We start from the raw sequence: 15336 nt of genomic DNA on the forward strand, positions 1-15336 counted from the left end.
GGCTTCGGTCTCCCAGCTCCGGACTCCGGGCGGGCCCCCGGCCCCGGGCCGGGTCACGGTCCGGATCGCGTGCGCGTGTCTCACCAGCCAGCCTCCTGCCGGCGCCGGACGGCGCCGAGGGCCCGGGAGGTCCCGATGGAGGGCCGAACGTCCCCTTGTGCCGGTTCGTCCTCGTACGGGCCACGGGCCCGTGGCCCGTACGAGGACGAACCGGCGGCGCGCACAGGACAGCGCCCCGTCCGCCTTGCGTTCTGGTGGACGGGGCGCTGCCCGGGTGGTGCTCAGCGATCAGGCCGTCAGGCGGTCAGGCGGGCCGGACGCCCCTCGGGCCTGCAGGCCCTGCGCGATCCGGCCTGTCAGTAGCTGAGCCCGTGCCCGAACTCGTAGAGCGTCCCCTCACCCTCGTCGAGGGCCGGGATGCCGACCGGCAGCTTGCCGCTCGGATTCACGTCCCCGTACAGCGCGCGTACCACGGAGGCCAGCGACGGCTTCCCGTACGAGAACGTGGCGAGGCAGGCGGGCACGCCGGGGAAGCGGCGGATGTCGTACGCGTTGCGCACCGCGACCGCCACGACCGGCTTCCCCGTCTTCACCAGGGCCTTGACCAGATCCGCCTGGGCGGCGCCCTTGTCCTTGGCGGACGCCGCGGCGTTGGTCAGCACGACCGTCACGTCGTGGTCGCCGGCCGCGGCGACGGCATCCTCGATCTGTGTCTCGCCGGGCGTCGGGCCGGTCGCCAGCGCGGTGGCCTCCTGGCCGGACCGCTCGCCGACCGTGCGGGCGACGACGCCGACCCGGTCGGTGTCCCAGCCGGTGACGAGCACGGTACGGGCGCCGGAGGAGAGCGGCAGCGTGCCGCCTTCGTTGCGTACGAGCGTGACCGTGCGGTCGGTGATGCGGGCGGCGTCCGCGATGTGGCGACGGCTGCCGACGACGCGGGCGGCGCGGTCCTCGTCGACGTACGGACGCGGGAAGAGCCCGCCGCGCAGCTTGTGTTCGAGGATGCGGAGCACCGACGCGTCGATCCGGTCCTCGGACACGTCGCCGCTCTCGACGGCCTTGAGCACCGCGGCGTGCGCGGTGTCCGCCTTCGGCGCGAGCACGAGCTGGTCGCAGCCGGCCTTCAGCGCCCGTACGGGAGCGACGTCCGGCGGGAAGTCCTCGGTCGCACCGCCCATGTCCAGGGCGTCGGTGACGATGAGGCCGCGGAAGCCGAGCTCCTCGCGCAGCAGCCCGGTCACGATGGGCTTCGACATGGTGGCCGGGACACCGCTGGAGTCCAGGGAAGGGACGACGATGTGGGCCGTCATGATCGTGTCGACGCCGCGGGCGATGGCGGAGCGGAAGGGCGGAAGGTCGATCTTCTCCAGCTCTTCGCGCGTGTGCTTGATGACGGGAAGGCCCGTGTGGCTGTCGACGTCGGTGTCGCCGTGACCGGGGAAGTGCTTGGCGGCGCTGGCCACTTCGCCGCGGTGGTAGCCGCGTACGGACTCGGCGACCAGCTCCGAGCAGAGAGCGGGATCGGAGCCGAAGGAGCGGACGCCGATGATCGGGTTGTCCGGGTTGATGTTGACGTCGGCGACGGGCGCGTAGTTCTGGTTGATGCCCATCGCGGCCAGCTCGGTCCCGATGATCTCGGACGAGCGGCGGACGTCAGCGCGTGAACGGGCCGCGGCCAGCGCCATGTTGCCCGGCAGCTGCGTGGCCGGCTCCAGCATGCGGTAGACGACGCTGCCGCCCTCCTGGTCGATGGAGACCAGGAGCGGGATGCGGGCGCCGGTGCGAAGGGCGGCGCGCTGCAGCCCGTTGGAGAGCCCGGCGATCTGGCGCGGCTGCTTGAGGTTGTCGGGGCCGCGGCGTGCGTCGAAGTAGATGACGCCGCCCGGGCGGTATTTGGCGACGACCTCGGCCGGCGTCGAAACCCCGTACAGCTCCTTGTTCTTGGCGTGCGCGGAGTCCGCCGACTTTCCGTAGACCTCGACGACGAAGAGCTGCCCGATCTTCTCCTTCAGCGACATGCGCTTGAGCAGGGCGCGGGCCGCGCGCTTCGGGTCTCCGGCGGCCGTGGCCGCGTGCGCCGTGCCGGACGGGAGGGCGGTGGCCGCCGCGATGCCGGCTGCTCCGGCGGCTCCGGCGAGGATCTGTCTGCGGGTGGTGGACTGCGGTGGCGGCGTCTGCTGCATACGAGTGCTCCTCACAGGGGGCCACATGGAGCCGGGCATACGGGCCTACAGGCATACGGGAGCGCACATCGTTGCAGCGGGGCGTATGGAGGGCCAGACGCCGCGCTGATGTTCATCGGTCCAGACCACTGGCGGACGGCGCGCTTCTCGTGTGTGTGCGTCTGTGCGCGTGGGGTGCGTGGGCGGGGGAGGGCGCGGGCCGCTCCGGGGGCCGGTCCGGACGCCGTCCGGACGCGTCCCGTGCGCGGCCCGCCCCCTCCCGCCGTCCCGCGTCCGCACCTCTCGTACGCACGACTCGCACGCGTACGCACGACTCGCACGCGTACGCACGACTCGTATGCGTACGCGCGGCCGCGGCGACCCGGAGCCCGCCGGCGGCCGCCAGTCAAACGTCTGGCAGGCGTTCGTCAGGCGTCCGCCACCCGTCCGTCAGGCCGCGAGGCCCGCCTTCAGTCCGCGGGCGATACGGACCACGCGTTCGGTCTGCACTCGCGCAGCCGTACGGGCGGTCTCGTCGACCGGGTTGTCGCCCTGTGCGTCGGTGTGCGAGGTGCCGTAGGGGTTGCCGTCCACGAACTTCGACGGGTCGGTGTATCCGGGGGAGACGATGAGGCCGCCGAAGTGGTGGAAGGTGTTGTAGAGGGCGAGCAGAGTCGACTCCTGGCCACCGTGCGGGGAGGCGGAAGAGGTGAATCCGCTGTAGACCTTGTCGGCCAGCCTGCCCTGGGCCCACAGGCCGCCGAGCTGGTCCAGCACCTGCTTGAGCTGGGACGAGACGTTGCCGAAGCGGGTCGGCGTCCCGAAGAGCACGGCGTCGGCCCAGTCGACGTCGTCGGCGGAGGCCTCGGCCGTGCCGGCGGTGGCCAGCTGGTTCTCGGCCCACGCGGGGTTGGATTCGATCGCGGACTGCGGCGCCAGTTCGGGTGCGCGGCGCAGCCGGACCTCGGCGCCCGCCTTCTCCGCGGCCTCGCTGATCTCCCTGGCGAGGGCTGCGACGGTGCCGGTCGAGGAGTAGTAGATGACGGCGACCTTGAGGTGGGCGGAGGCGGCGTCGGCCGGAGTCGGGGTGCTCATGGAACTCCTGTCCAAGTGTCTTGCGGTTTCCGTGTGTTGCGGTGCCAGCGGCACACGCTCGTACACGTCCCTCAGCGTAGAGGGTCGTTGAAGCCGCAACTACCCGGTCCTCCGGCGGTCAATCACCGTGACGCAGGCCACAGTTGATGTGGGTGAGGCGAGTGATGTGGACAGCGCGAGTCAGGTGAGTGGTGCGAATGGCGCGAGCGGTGCGGGCGGTGCGGAATACGCGGGAGTGCGGTTCACGTTGTCCACTTGGAGATTGGCCGGATGCGGCCCTGCCGCTTCCGCTTCGGGTCTCGAGGTCCAGCCGCCCGGCACCCTCGAAGGCTCACGAAACGCGTGAGAGCCGACTTTTTCCGTACGATCCGGCGTCGTCGTGCAACCAACCGCGCCCTCAGGCCGTCTGTAGGGGGAGAGCGGTCGGTCACGACGCTGCTCAGCAGGCGTGACGAACGGTGCCGAAGACGGCGGACGGCTCGCCGCACGGATCACGGATCACGGAACCGTCCCGGAGTACGCATCCCGTCCCGGATGGCGGATCCCGGACTCCGCGCGGCGCCGCCGCGGCTTCCTCCCACGGCACCCGCTCCGACCAGTACCTCCGGGCCCCATCGGCTCCGGGCCGCTCCTGGCGGCCAGACAGGGTACTGCATGATCAGGAAAATGACGCGGCGGTTGGGAATTAAGTCCGGTTTCCGCTCGTTGTTTCCTACGGATGGGGGCACCCGGGCAGTGCCCGACCCAAGCCACCGACCAGATTGATTTGAGTCCACTCGCAAGGGAGCACGCATGGCAACCCGTGCCGTCGCCCGTCGTCAGGCCACCGCGACCGGTGTCACTGACACGGCAAGCAGTGTTCGCGCCGCAGGCAGCGAAGTCGCGGACCGCGACCTGGTCGGCATGTATCTCGACGAGATCGCCCGTACACCGCTGCTGGACGCGGCAAAGGAAGTAGAGCTCTCGCTCGCCATCGAGGCGGGGGTCTACGCCCGGCGAATACTGGACAAGGACGAGGAGCCGCTGAGCGCCGACTCCGCGAGCGCGAACGCGACCCGCGAGGAGCTGGAAGCGATCGTCGCCGAGGGTGAGCGCGCCAAGGACGTCTTCATCCGCTCCAACCTCCGTCTTGTCGTGGCCGTGGCCCGGCGGTATCCGCGCAGCGGGCTGCCCCTGCTGGACCTGATCCAGGAGGGCAATGCCGGCCTGGTCCGCGCCGTCGAGAAGTTCGACTACCGCAAGGGCTTCAAGTTCTCGACGTACGCGACGTGGTGGATCCGCCAGGCCATCACGCGCTCCATCGCCGACCAGTCCCGGACGATCCGGCTTCCCGTGCACCTCGTCGAGGAGCTGGGGCGCATCCGGCGCGTCCAGCGCGAGTTCAACAGGGAGCACGGGCGCGAGCCGGAGCCCGAGGAGGTCGCGGCCGAGCTGAGTTCCACGCCCGAGCGCGTCGTCGACGTACTGGACTGGGCGCGCGATCCGGTCAGCCTGAACATGTCCGTCGACGAGGAGGGCGAGACGCAGTTCGGCGACCTGCTGGAGGACACCTCCGCGGCCTCGCCCGAGCAGTCGGTGCTGACGCTGCTGCGCCGCGAGGAGCTGGACGGGCTCATCGGCCGCCTCGACTCCCGTACCGCCTCGATCATCAAGGCGCGTTACGGCATGGTCGACGGGCGCGAGCGCACGCTCACGGAGGTGGGCAAGCAGCACGGACTGACTCGTGAGCGCATCCGGCAGATCGAGAAGCACGCCCTGCTGGAGCTGAAGAAGCTCGCGTCGGACACCGGCTTCGACGCGGCCGCCTGACGGGCGGCAGAGGACAACCGCGCACAACCGCACAGCCCCACAGCCGCACAGCCGCACAGAGAACAGCGGCTCCCCGAGCCGCTCCCAGAACGAGTCCCGGTGCCATCCCCCGAGCGCCGGGACTCTTCTCTGTCCGGCGGAGGGCGGTGATGCCCCTCCGCACGAGGTGCCGCGGCTGTCCGTACGTGTCTGTTCGCATGCCCAGGTGTGTTTACTTTCCGCGCTCATGCTCGTAACGTGCCCGCGAAGCCACATGTTCGGGCATGGAACGGAATCGAAGTCACATGTACGCACCGGAGCGCCAGCAGGAGATCCTCCGCCTCGCACACGAGCGGGGCCGCGTGGAGGTGCTTGCGCTCGCGCAGGAGTTCCAGGTCACGGCCGAGACCGTCAGGCGCGACCTGAAGGCACTCGACCGAGCCGGCGTCATCCGTCGCGTGCACGGCGGCGCCATCCCGGCCGGCCGGCTCGACTTCGAGCCCGATCTGAACGAACGCGAAGCTTCGGCCCCTGACGAGAAGGACCGCATCGCGCGGGCCGCACTCGGCGAACTGCCCTCCGACGGCAGCGTCCTCCTCGATGCCGGGTCGACCACCGGACGCCTCGCCGCGTCCGTGCCCGTCGACGCGACGCTCACCGTCGTCACCCACGCCCTCCCGCTGGCCGCCCGGCTGGCCGACCATCCGGGCATCGACCTGCACATCGTCGGCGGGCGCGTACGGCACCGCACCCGCGCCGCGGTCGACACGTGGGCCCTGCGCACGTACGGAGAGATCAACGCCGACCTGCTCCTCCTCGCCACCAACGGCTTCTCCCTGGAAGGCGGACTCACCACCCCCGATCTCGCCGAGGCGGCCGTCAAGCGCGCGGTCATGGGAGCGGCGCGACGGGTCGTGCTGCTCGCCGACTCCACCAAGTACGGGCGCGAGCACTTCGCCCGCTTCGGCGGCCTCGACGACGTCGACCTGCTCATCACCGACACCGGCCTCAGCGCCGACGACGCCGACGCCATCGAGCGCAAGGGTCCGCAGGTGAAGCGGGTATGAGCGGCGACGGGACCGGCGACCGGACCGGCGACCGGACCGGCGACCGGGCAGGCGGCCGGAGCGACGGCCGGAGCGGCGGCCGCGCCGCGACGCAGACCGCCGCCGGCGGCCGCACCGGCGACCGCGCCGCAACCGCTGCCGCCGCGACCACGGGTGACGTCGCCGGGGCTGTCGTCACCGTCACCCCCAATCCGAGCCTGGACCGCACGTACGAGATCGCCGGGCTGGCCCGGGGAGCCGTGCTGCGTGCCGCCAACGACCGCGTCGACCCCGGCGGCAAGGGCGTCAACGTCTCACGTGCGCTGGCCGCCGCCGGGCGGAGCACCGTCGCGGTGCTGCCGCTCGGCGGGCCCGAAGGGGCGCTGCTCGCCGAGCTGTTGCGCCGGCGGGGCATCGAGGTGGCGGGCGTCCCCGTACGCGAGTCGACCCGTGTCAACATCTCACTCGCCGAGCCGGACGGCAGCCTCACCAAGATCAACGCCGCCGGTCCGGAGATCAGCTCCGACGAGGCCGGGGCGCTCATGGAGACCGTCGGGGAACGCGCGGCCGGGGCCGGCGCCGCCTGGATCGTCTGCTGCGGGAGCCTTCCCCGCGGACTGCCGCCCGCGTGGTACGCGAAGCTCGTCGCACGCGCCCACGAACAGGGCGTACGCATCGCCCTGGACACCTCGGGGCCCGCCCTGTCCGCCGCCCTGCGCGAGCGGCCGGACGTCGTCAAACCCAACGCCGACGAACTCGCCGAGGCCGTCGGCCGCCCCCTGGCCACCGTGGGCGACGCACTCAAGGCCGCCGAAGACCTGCGGTACGCGGGCGCCGGTGCGGTCCTCGCCAGCCTCGGGGTCACGGGGCAGCTGCTGGTCGACGCCACCGGCACATACTTCGGCTCTGCCCCGTCCGTCCCCGTACGCAGCGACGTCGGTGCCGGCGACGCCTCGCTCGCCGGCTTCCTCGCCGCGGGCGGTGCCGGTCCGCAGGCACTCACCTCGGCGGTCGCACATGGCCTGGCCGCCGTGCAGCTGCCCGGGAGCGGCATGCCACGCCCCGCGGATCTGCACCCCGACCACGTCGCCGTGACGACCGAACCTCCCCTGGACCACCCCCTGGGCCGACCCCTGGGCCCTGCCCTGCCCGACAGCGCCGATGGAGCCGTGCGATGAGCCAGTTGATCAACGCGGACCTGGTCGACCTCGACCTGACCGCGGACACCAAGGAAGAAGCCGCACGTTCGCTCGCCGAGCGGATGCTCGCGGAAGGCCGCATAACCGACCTCGAAGGGTTCCTCACGGACGTCGCCGCCCGGGAGGCCCAGATGCCGACCGGCCTCGAAGGCGGAATCGGCATACCTCACTGCCGCAGCGCACACGTCACAGAGCCGACGCTCGCGTTCGGCCGCCCCGCCCGCCCCGTCGACTTCGGTTCCGCGGACGGGCCCGCCGACCTGGTCTTCCTGATCGCCGCTCCCGACGGGGCCGACAGCGATCACCTCGGCATACTCTCCAGCCTCGCCCGGCACCTGGCGGACGAGGACTTCACGGCAGCCCTGCGCACCGTCACCGACCCCGAGCGGGCCGCGGCCCTCATACGCGGCGACGCACCGTCGACTGAAGCCGCAGCAGGGGCAGTTGGGGCCGAAGCCGGGGCCGGAGAGCCGCCGTCTTCCGGGGAATCCTCGCCGGCTCAGCCGCCTGTGCCGGAGCAGGGCAGCGGCGATGGCCGGGAGGGCCGGGATGGCCGGGAGCGTCGCCCCTTCCGCATCGTCGCCGTCACCTCCTGCCCCACCGGGATCGCGCACACCTACATGGCCGCCGAGTCCCTGGAGCGAGCCGGGCAGGAAGCGGGAGCCGAAGTCGCCGTGGAGACACAGGGATCCGCCGGATTCGACCGCCTCGATCCCGCGGTCATCGAAGCCGCGGACGGAGTGATCTTCGCGCACGACGTGGAGGTCCGCGAGAAGGAGCGGTTCGCGGGCAAGCCGACCGTCGACGCGGGAGTCAAGGCGGCGATCAACCGTCCCGCCGAACTCATCGCCGAGGTACGGGGCAAGGCCGAGCGCGGCGAGGTCTCCGGGCCCGCCCGCACCGGCTCGCCCGTGGACACCGCGGGGGAGCCCGGGGACGGCTACGGCACCCGGCTGCGCAAGTGGCTGATGACCGGCGTGAGTTACATGGTCCCGTTCGTCGCGGCGGGCGGTCTGCTCATCGCGGTCTCCTTCGCGATCGGCGGTTACGGGATCGCCGACGCCAAGTCCGTCGCCGACCACTTCGACTGGACCGAACTCCCCAGCTGGGCAGCCCTGTTCAACCAGATCGGCCAGCTCGCCTTCAGCTTCCTCGTACCGGTGCTCGCGGGTTACATCGCCTACGGCATGGCCGACCGGCCGGGGCTGGTGCCCGGCTTCGTCGGCGGGGCCGTCGCCGTCGAGATCGAAGCGGGCTTCCTGGGCGGCCTGGTCGCGGGCCTGCTGGCCGGCGCCCTGGTGATGGCGGTCCAACGGATCGCGATCCCGCCGGTGTTGCGCGGCATCATGCCCGTGGTCGTCATACCTCTGCTCTCCTCGGCCGTCGTCGGCACGCTCATGTTCCTGCTCATCGGCAAGCCCGTCGCCGGCGCCCAGAAGGCCATGACGGACTGGCTCGGCGGCCTCACCGGCACCAACGCCGTCCTGCTGGGCCTGCTCATCGGGCTCATGATGTGCTTCGACCTGGGCGGCCCCGTCAACAAGGTCGCCTACACCTTCGCCACGGGAGGCATCGCCACCTCCGACCCGGGCAACGGAAGCCTGACCGTGATGGCCGCCGCCATGGCAGCCGGAATGGTGCCTCCGCTGGGCATGGCTCTCGCGACCGTTGTACGCGGCAGGCTGTTCACCACGGCCGAGCGCGAGAACGGCAAGGCGGCGTGGGTGCTCGGTGGCTCCTTCATCACCGAAGGAGCCATCCCGTTCGCCGCCGCCGACCCGCTGCGCGTCATCCCCTCGTCCATGGCGGGCGGAGCGGTGACGGGTGCGCTGACGATGGCATTCGGGAGCACGCTGCGGGCACCGCACGGCGGTGTGTTCGTCGTGCCGCTCATCGGCTCCCCGCTGCTGTACCTCGTCGCGATCGCGGCGGGCACGGCTGTCACCACGGTGCTCGTCGTCCTCCTCAAGGGAGCCCGCTCCCGCGGGGATGCGGCCTCGCGCGGTACGGACGGGCAGCCGCAGGACCAGAGCAAGGAGCCGGCGGGCGCGACCGCAGCCGCCTGACCGCCGCCCACCCGGGCGCGGCCTGTCCGGACGCCGCCCGCCCGGGAGCCTTCCGCCCCGCGCCGGTCCTGTGGGCCGGCGCCGGAGCGGGAGGGCCCCCGTCGGGAGGGCCCCCGCGGTGCAGCCCGAGGGCGCGGACGCCCCCTCGGGCTGCACCGCCCGTGCGGCTCCCGCCGTCCCTACGAGTCCCGCTGCCCGTACAGGTCCCGGTAGGACGGGAAGACGCCGCCCGGACCGTCCACGCTCTCCGCGGCGAGCACCGCCTTGGCCACGGCCCGCGTCAGAACATCCGCCGAGGCGGCCAGGACGTCGTTCAACTCGCCGTCCGCCAGGGGGCGTTCGCAGGTCGCCAGGCTGAAGACGGTGTCGCCGTCGTGCATGAGGTGCACCGGCCGCACCGCGCGGGCCAGCCCGTCGTGGGCGGTGCCCGCTGTCTTCCGCGCCTGTGCGCGGGTCAGCACGGCATCCGTGGCGACCACCGCCAGCGTCGTGTTGAGCGGCGGACGCAGCGCACCCGCCGCCCGCCTGCCCGTCTCCTCGCGCGCCTCCGCCAGCCGGCGCTGTGCCTGCGCGTGCCTGCCCTCGTCCGGCACAGGAGGAAGCCCGTCCCACATCTCGCCGTAGAGCACCCCCGTGACCGGGTCCACCGCCGAACCGGCCGCGTTGACAGCAGCGATCGCACCGACGGTGACTCCCGAGGGGAGCACGGTGCTCGCGGTGCCGGTACCGCCCTTGAGGCCACCCACCACCGCGCCCGTGCCCGCACCCGCATTGCCCTGCTGGACGGGCGATCCGGGCCCGGTGGCCGCCGCGGCCTCGACCGCTTCCCGCCCAAGCTCCGCGTCGGGTCGGGCCTGCCAGCGGCCACCACGCCCCAGATCGAAGAGGACGGCCGCCGGGACGACGGGCACGACCTGCGCCGGATCCGGCCCCACCGGAACGCCCCGGCCCTGCTCCTCCAGCCAACTCACCACACCCGCGGCGGAGTCGAGCCCGAAGGCGCTGCCACCGGTGAGCACCACCGCGTGAATGCGTTCCACCACGTTCCGCGGATCGAGCGCGTCCGTCTCCCGCGTGCCCGGGCCGCCGCCACGGCAGTCGACACCGGCGACCGCGCCGCCCTCCGGAGCCAGGACCACGGTCGTGCCGGTCAGCCAGCCCGGGTGGCCGTCTCCCGCCCGTTGTGCATGGCCGACCCGCACGCCCGGTACGTCCGTCAGAGCGTCCTGAGTAGTCATGAGCCATGGATACCAGGCGTACGGGGACGCCGTACGCTTCATGCATGACCACCGGTTCGCAGCAGCCCGCCGACCCCGCCGCGCGGCTCCACTTCGACGATCCGCTCAGCCTCCGCTCCGCGGACGACACCGACAGCGGCTGGGGCGAAGTCCGGGCCGGCGAAGGCGGCGCCGCGGGCGGCACATCCGGTGGGCAGCACGCGGATGGCGCCGCGGACCTGGCCCGCTTCCTGGAAGAGAAGCCACCCCACCACCTGTGAGGCCCGGCCAGCCGGACAATCCCGAGGGGGCGTCCGGCTAGGGCTTCTCCGTGCTCACCCCGTGCCCGCCGCCGTCGCGCTGCTGCCCCAGCGAGCCTTCCGCGCTCGCGCGGCCGCCGGAACCGGCCGCGACCTCCCTGCCCTCCGTGTCCTCCGAGCGCTCGCGCTCCGCCGCGAGCAGGTCGCGGATCTCCGTCAGCAGGTCGATCTCGCTCACCTCCGGGGGCGTTTCCGGGGTGTCCTTCCTTGCCGCCAGCCGCTCCTTGTACCTGGTCATCGGAAGGATCATGAGGAAGTAGACGACCGCCGCCGTGATCAGGAAGGTCAGCGAGGCGCTGAGCACCGGACCCCAGTTGACGGGGACTCCGCGCGTCACTTCGCCCGTCGGTCCGGTCTCGCAGGGCGCCTTCAGACAGAAGCTGTACTTCTCCAGGTCCTTCGTGCCTATCGCGCCCACGAGCGGATTGATCAGGCCCTTCACGACGGAATCGACGATCTTGCTGAAGGCCGTGCCGATGACGACGGCGACGGCCAGCTCGACCACGTTGCCGCGCATCAGGAATTCCTTGAATCCCGTCAGCAGGCCCTTCTTCTCGCTCTCCACAGTTGTCACGCTCTTCGACCTGTCTCTTCTCGACGCCTTTGCGGTACGGACGCCGGCGCGTGAGGCGGGCGGAGCGAAGGCTCAGCACAGCGTCACCGCCAGCCTGCCGGCGGCCCCCGCACCGGCGAGTGCGGTGGCCTTCTCGCGAGGCACTCTGAGCACGACGAGCGCGCCGTCGTGCCCCGCGCCGACCTGGTCAGTCTCCACGGACCTGGGCACTCGATCCACCCGCGCACCCCTGGCCACCACCCGGGCCGGCTCCGTCCCGTCTGAACCGGCGATCACGTCGACCCGGTCTCCCGGGCGCAGCAGCCGTACCGCTCCGGGATCCGCGATCCGCACCGGAGCGGAGACCGCGGAAGCGGACTCCTGCCCGCCGCCTGGTCGCCCATGTGCCCGCTGTGCGGCGGCAGTCGGGCCCGGCGGGGACTCCCTGCCCGGCCCGGCCCCGGCGGTCCCGCCGCCGTCGCCGCGGGCGACCTGCGTGGCCAGCGCCGCCGTCGCGACGGCGAGCCCGGCGGCCGTGAAGCGCCGCTTTCCGCGCACGATCCGCGGCAGACGGGGTCTGCTGCGCTGACCTGGGCGCACCGGTGTGAGTTCCGGCACCACACACGGGCCGGGAACGAGGCCGGAGCCGCGAGGGCGGCCGTCCGGCCACACCTCGGGGTCTGCCCGCCGCCGGCGGGGGAGGCGGCCGCCCCGTCCGCCGTCGCCCTTCCTGCCGTCGCCAACGCTGTCGCCCACTTCGTCGTGGCGCGATTCGAAGTCCCGGGGCATCACGATCACCGCCTGCCGTCAGAGCGTCGGAGGTTCTGTCTTCCGATGCCAGATTGCAGGCTTCGTGACGTTCCAGAAGAAACCGGCGAAAATCTGTGGACAGACGGCCAGTTGTGGATAAACCCGTCACCCGTCCGAAGCCCACCGGCCGCCCCGGCTGTACGGGCCGGGCCGCTCCGGCAGTCCGGTCCGCCACGCTGTCGGGCCCCCTCCTGGCCAACTGCCTCCCAGGCCGTAGCAGGGCGGGGCTTTCAGGACACGGTCTGGTCCCGCAGCGCCCCGGGGAGTTCGATGCCCGGGTCGATACCGCCGAGTGCCTGTGCGCAGTCGCAGTCACGCTTCTCGGGCAGCTGGGCGACGGCGTCGAAGAGCACCCTCCGCAGCCGTCCCACGTTCTGCCCGAACACGCGCAGCACTTCCTCGTGCGAGACGCCCTCGCCCGTCTCCGCACCCGCGTCCAGGTCTGTGACAAGGGCCAACGAGGAGTAGCAGAGCCCCAGTTCGCGGGCGAGCACGGCCTCCGGGTGGCCGGTCATGCCGACCACGGACCAGCCCTGCGCCGCATGCCACCGGGACTCGGCACGAGTGGAGAAGCGAGGCCCCTCGACCACGCACAGCGTGCCGCCGTCCACCGCGTCCCAGCCGTGTTCGCGCGCGGCGGTCAGCGACGCCTGCCGTCCGGTCTCGCAGTACGGGTCGGCGAAGGTCAGATGCACGACGTTCGGTACGGACCCGTCCGGCAGCGGCTCGCCGTCGAAGTAGGTCTGCACACGCGACTTGGTGCGGTCCACCAGCTGGTCCGGTACGAGCAGCGTCCCCGGTCCGTACTCCTGGCGCAGGCCCCCGGCCGCGCACGGGCCCAGCACCTGCCGCACCCCGACAGAGCTCAACGCCCACATGTTGGCGCGGTAGTTGATGCGGTGGGGCGGCAGATGGTGCTTGCGGCCGTGCCGCGGCAGAAAGGCGACGCGACGACCGCCCAGCTCGCCCATGAAGACCGAGTCGCTCGGTTCGCCGTAGGGGGTCTCGACCGCGACCTCGGTCACGTCGTCGAGGAAGGAGTAGAAGCCGGAACCGCCGATGACGCCGATCTCTGCCTGTGCACTCATACGGGTCACCCTACGGGCAGCCGGCGGACGCGCGCTGCCGGACCTTGCGGCCCCGGACTGCCCTGTCCCAGCCCTGTCCGGTCCCGCCGCAGAGCCTTCCGGGCCCCGCCGAAGTGCCGTACGGACGGGCCTCAGGCGGCCGACGAAGTGCCCGCCTTGCTCGCGCTCTTGGAGCCGTTGCCGCCGGACGAGCCGGAGGACCCGGACGAGGAGCCCGCCTTCGCCGAGTCCGACGAGGAGGAAGACGAACCGGACGAGTCAGAGGAGCCCGAGCCCGAGGAGGAGTCGCCGTTGCCCGCGGAGGACGACTCCGAGGATCCGGATGACGACTCGGACGACCCGGAGGACGCGGACGACTTGGCGCCCGACGAGGAACTGCGGCTGTCGTTCCGGTAGAAGCCGGAGCCCTTGAAGACGATGCCGACCGCGGAGAACACCTTCTTCAGGCGTCCCTCACAGCTGGGGCACTCGGTCAGCGAGTCGTCGGTGAACTTCTGCACCACCTCAAGGCCCTCGCCGCACTCGGTGCACTGGTACTGGTACGTCGGCACGTTCTCCTCCTGGCACTCTTACTCGGTGAGTGCTAACGACGCTCCATAGTGCAGCATTCCCGCCCCTCAGTCCACTGGGACAGGTGGACGGTGACCGACCCCACCCCCGGCCGCCCGGTCGCCCGCGCCGACGGCCAGCCGCCGCCGGAATGCGACGAGCGCGGCCAGCGCCAGCCCCGTACCTGCGAGCGGCGTGAGGAAGCCCGCTCCGGCGCCTGCGGCGTCCGCCAGCTGGCCCGCCGCCATCGACCCCGAGGCCTGCCCCAGAGCCACGGCGCCGGTCAGCCAGGTGAACGCCTCCGTGCGGTACGCCGCCGGAACCAGCAGTTCCACCAGCGTGAAGCCCGCGATCACCGCCGGCGCGACCCACAGGCCCAGGACCAATCCCAGACCGCCCAGCAGGGGGAGCCACGGCGCCAGTTGGGCCGTCACGGCCAGCGTGAGGGCGGCCAGGACGAGCAGCGGGTAGGCGATCAGCAGCCGCACGTCCGCGCTCCGTCTCCAGCGCACAGTTCCGACAGCCAGGGCGGCCGACATGTTGCCCGCGGCGAATACGCCGTACAGCACGCCGTTGAGTTCCGGGGCGCCGGCGGACTCCGTGACCGCCGCGACCGAGACCTGCATGCCGCCGAAGACGGTGCCGACGCCGAGCAGCACGGCGATGAGGACGGGCATGCCCTGCACGCCGAGCGCCGACCCGCCCCTCCTGCGGCCGTCGCTCGCTTCGCCGCGCCGTCCCTCCGTACGGACCGTACGGACCTTCGGCTGGGTGCCGCGCTGCGCGGCGAACAGCAGGCCGCTGACCAGCGTCAGGGCGACCTCCGCGAGCAGGCCGGCCGCAGGATGCACACCGGTGCACAATGCCGTCGCCAGTACGGGGCCGACGACGAAGCTGAACTCGTCCGTCACCGACTCGAAGGCCGCCGCCGTCGTCAAGAGCGACGAGCCGCCCGCACCGCCCTCACCACCCCGGCCGTCCGTTCCTCCCAGGCATGCCGACCAGCGCGCCCGCACCATCGGGCTGATCTGCGGAATGCTCGCACCGGCCGGCACGGCTGCCGCGAAGAGCGCCCACAGCGGGGCCCCGCGCAGCGCCAGCACGATCAGCGCCGAGACGGACAGCGCGTGCAGCAGTACGAGCGGGACCAGCACGGCCCCCTGCCCGAACCGGTCGGTGAGCTTGCCGCCCTGCGGCGCGAGCAGAGCCATCGAGACGCCCGTGACCGCGGTGACGATGCCCGCAGCCCCGTACGAACCGGTGGTGTGCTCGACGAGCAGAACCGTGCCCACTCCGAGCATCGCGATCGGCTGCCGGGCAAGGAAGCCCGGTATCAGGAAGCGCCATGCGCCTGGGGTGCGCAGCAGGGCGCCGTAGCCGCCGCGGCTGTCGCGGTTCGCTGTGGCCGGGGTTGCCACGGCCGGGCCTCTCTGCCGCCTGGTA

Annotated in this window: 13 protein-coding genes; 5 read left to right on the forward strand and 8 right to left on the reverse strand. The window is 72.2% G+C overall.

Going from position 1 to position 15336, the window contains the following annotated elements; translation table 11 throughout:
• Positions 1–356: 356 nt before the first annotated feature.
• Both ACSMXX_RS19475 and wrbA read right to left on the reverse strand, forming a co-directional pair.
• Positions 357–2183 carry a glycoside hydrolase family 3 protein gene (locus ACSMXX_RS19475; protein WP_473179979.1) on the reverse strand — a complete coding sequence of 609 codons (1827 nt, stop codon included), beginning with the start codon at positions 2181–2183 and terminating at the stop codon, positions 357–359.
• Positions 2184–2612: 429 nt separating this feature from the next.
• Positions 2613–3257 (reverse strand): NAD(P)H:quinone oxidoreductase, encoded by a 645-nt coding sequence (wrbA, locus tag ACSMXX_RS19480; RefSeq protein ID WP_473179980.1) that lies wholly within the window; start codon positions 3255–3257, stop codon positions 2613–2615.
• A gap of 792 nt (positions 3258–4049) precedes the next feature.
• Between wrbA and ACSMXX_RS19485 the strand changes: the two genes are divergently transcribed.
• The 4 genes from ACSMXX_RS19485 to ACSMXX_RS19500 all read left to right on the forward strand — a co-directional run bounded on the left by ACSMXX_RS19485 (position 4050) and on the right by ACSMXX_RS19500 (position 9356).
• A complete protein-coding gene (locus ACSMXX_RS19485; protein WP_473179981.1) occupies positions 4050–5066 on the forward strand; it encodes a sigma-70 family RNA polymerase sigma factor in 1017 nt (338 codons plus the stop codon).
• Positions 5067–5350: 284 nt separating this feature from the next.
• A complete protein-coding gene (locus ACSMXX_RS19490; protein WP_473179982.1) occupies positions 5351–6112 on the forward strand; it encodes a DeoR/GlpR family DNA-binding transcription regulator in 762 nt (253 codons plus the stop codon).
• Positions 6109–7269: a 1-phosphofructokinase gene (gene pfkB, locus ACSMXX_RS19495; protein ID WP_473179983.1), complete on the forward strand. Its 1161-nt coding sequence runs from the start codon at positions 6109–6111 to the stop codon at positions 7267–7269. Before ACSMXX_RS19490 ends, pfkB begins: the two co-directional genes overlap by 4 nt.
• Positions 7266–9356: a PTS fructose transporter subunit IIABC gene (locus tag ACSMXX_RS19500; RefSeq protein ID WP_473179984.1), complete on the forward strand. Its 2091-nt coding sequence runs from the start codon at positions 7266–7268 to the stop codon at positions 9354–9356. Before pfkB ends, ACSMXX_RS19500 begins: the two co-directional genes overlap by 4 nt.
• Before the next feature lie 179 nt (positions 9357–9535).
• Here the strand turns inward: ACSMXX_RS19500 and ACSMXX_RS19505 are convergent, their stop codons facing one another.
• Positions 9536–10594 (reverse strand): P1 family peptidase, encoded by a 1059-nt coding sequence (locus ACSMXX_RS19505; protein ID WP_473179985.1) that lies wholly within the window; start codon positions 10592–10594, stop codon positions 9536–9538.
• A gap of 44 nt (positions 10595–10638) precedes the next feature.
• Between ACSMXX_RS19505 and ACSMXX_RS19510 the strand changes: the two genes are divergently transcribed.
• Positions 10639–10854, forward strand: coding sequence for a hypothetical protein (locus ACSMXX_RS19510; protein ID WP_473179986.1), 216 nt, complete (start codon positions 10639–10641; stop codon positions 10852–10854).
• Positions 10855–10891: 37 nt separating this feature from the next.
• Here the strand turns inward: ACSMXX_RS19510 and mscL are convergent, their stop codons facing one another.
• From mscL to ACSMXX_RS19535, 5 genes are all read right to left on the reverse strand, one after another.
• A complete protein-coding gene (gene mscL, locus ACSMXX_RS19515) occupies positions 10892–11458 on the reverse strand; it encodes a large conductance mechanosensitive channel protein MscL (protein ID WP_473184862.1) in 567 nt (188 codons plus the stop codon).
• Positions 11459–11539: 81 nt separating this feature from the next.
• Positions 11540–12235: a hypothetical protein gene (locus tag ACSMXX_RS19520; protein ID WP_473184863.1), complete on the reverse strand. Its 696-nt coding sequence runs from the start codon at positions 12233–12235 to the stop codon at positions 11540–11542.
• 251 nt (positions 12236–12486) lie between these two features.
• Positions 12487–13344, reverse strand: coding sequence for an S-methyl-5'-thioadenosine phosphorylase (locus ACSMXX_RS19525; RefSeq protein ID WP_473179987.1), 858 nt, complete (start codon positions 13342–13344; stop codon positions 12487–12489).
• 131 nt (positions 13345–13475) lie between these two features.
• On the reverse strand, positions 13476–13895 hold the full coding sequence (locus ACSMXX_RS19530) for an FmdB family zinc ribbon protein (RefSeq protein WP_473179988.1): 420 nt from the start codon (positions 13893–13895) through the stop codon (positions 13476–13478).
• A gap of 66 nt (positions 13896–13961) precedes the next feature.
• Entirely contained in the window at positions 13962–15311 is a 1350-nt protein-coding gene (locus tag ACSMXX_RS19535) for an MFS transporter (RefSeq protein WP_473179989.1), read from the reverse strand.
• Positions 15312–15336: the final 25 nt, after the last annotated feature.

It is taken from the genome of Streptomyces sp. DSM 116795, from assembly GCF_055792905.1.

Bases quoted from the DNA above. Each gene is read 5' to 3' on its own strand.
- ACSMXX_RS19475 (WP_473179979.1), bottom strand. From the start codon at position 2,183: ATGCAGCAGACGCCGCCACCGCAGTCCACCACCCGCAGACAGATCCTC.
- wrbA (WP_473179980.1), bottom strand. From the start codon at position 3,257: ATGAGCACCCCGACTCCGGCCGACGCCGCCTCCGCCCACCTCAAGGTC.
- ACSMXX_RS19485 (WP_473179981.1), top strand. From the start codon at position 4,050: ATGGCAACCCGTGCCGTCGCCCGTCGTCAGGCCACCGCGACCGGTGTC.
- ACSMXX_RS19490 (WP_473179982.1), top strand. From the start codon at position 5,351: ATGTACGCACCGGAGCGCCAGCAGGAGATCCTCCGCCTCGCACACGAG.
- pfkB (WP_473179983.1), top strand. From the start codon at position 6,109: ATGAGCGGCGACGGGACCGGCGACCGGACCGGCGACCGGACCGGCGAC.
- ACSMXX_RS19500 (WP_473179984.1), top strand. From the start codon at position 7,266: ATGAGCCAGTTGATCAACGCGGACCTGGTCGACCTCGACCTGACCGCG.
- ACSMXX_RS19505 (WP_473179985.1), bottom strand. From the start codon at position 10,594: ATGACTACTCAGGACGCTCTGACGGACGTACCGGGCGTGCGGGTCGGC.
- ACSMXX_RS19510 (WP_473179986.1), top strand. From the start codon at position 10,639: ATGACCACCGGTTCGCAGCAGCCCGCCGACCCCGCCGCGCGGCTCCAC.
- ACSMXX_RS19520 (WP_473184863.1), bottom strand. From the start codon at position 12,235: ATGCCCCGGGACTTCGAATCGCGCCACGACGAAGTGGGCGACAGCGTT.
- ACSMXX_RS19525 (WP_473179987.1), bottom strand. From the start codon at position 13,344: ATGAGTGCACAGGCAGAGATCGGCGTCATCGGCGGTTCCGGCTTCTAC.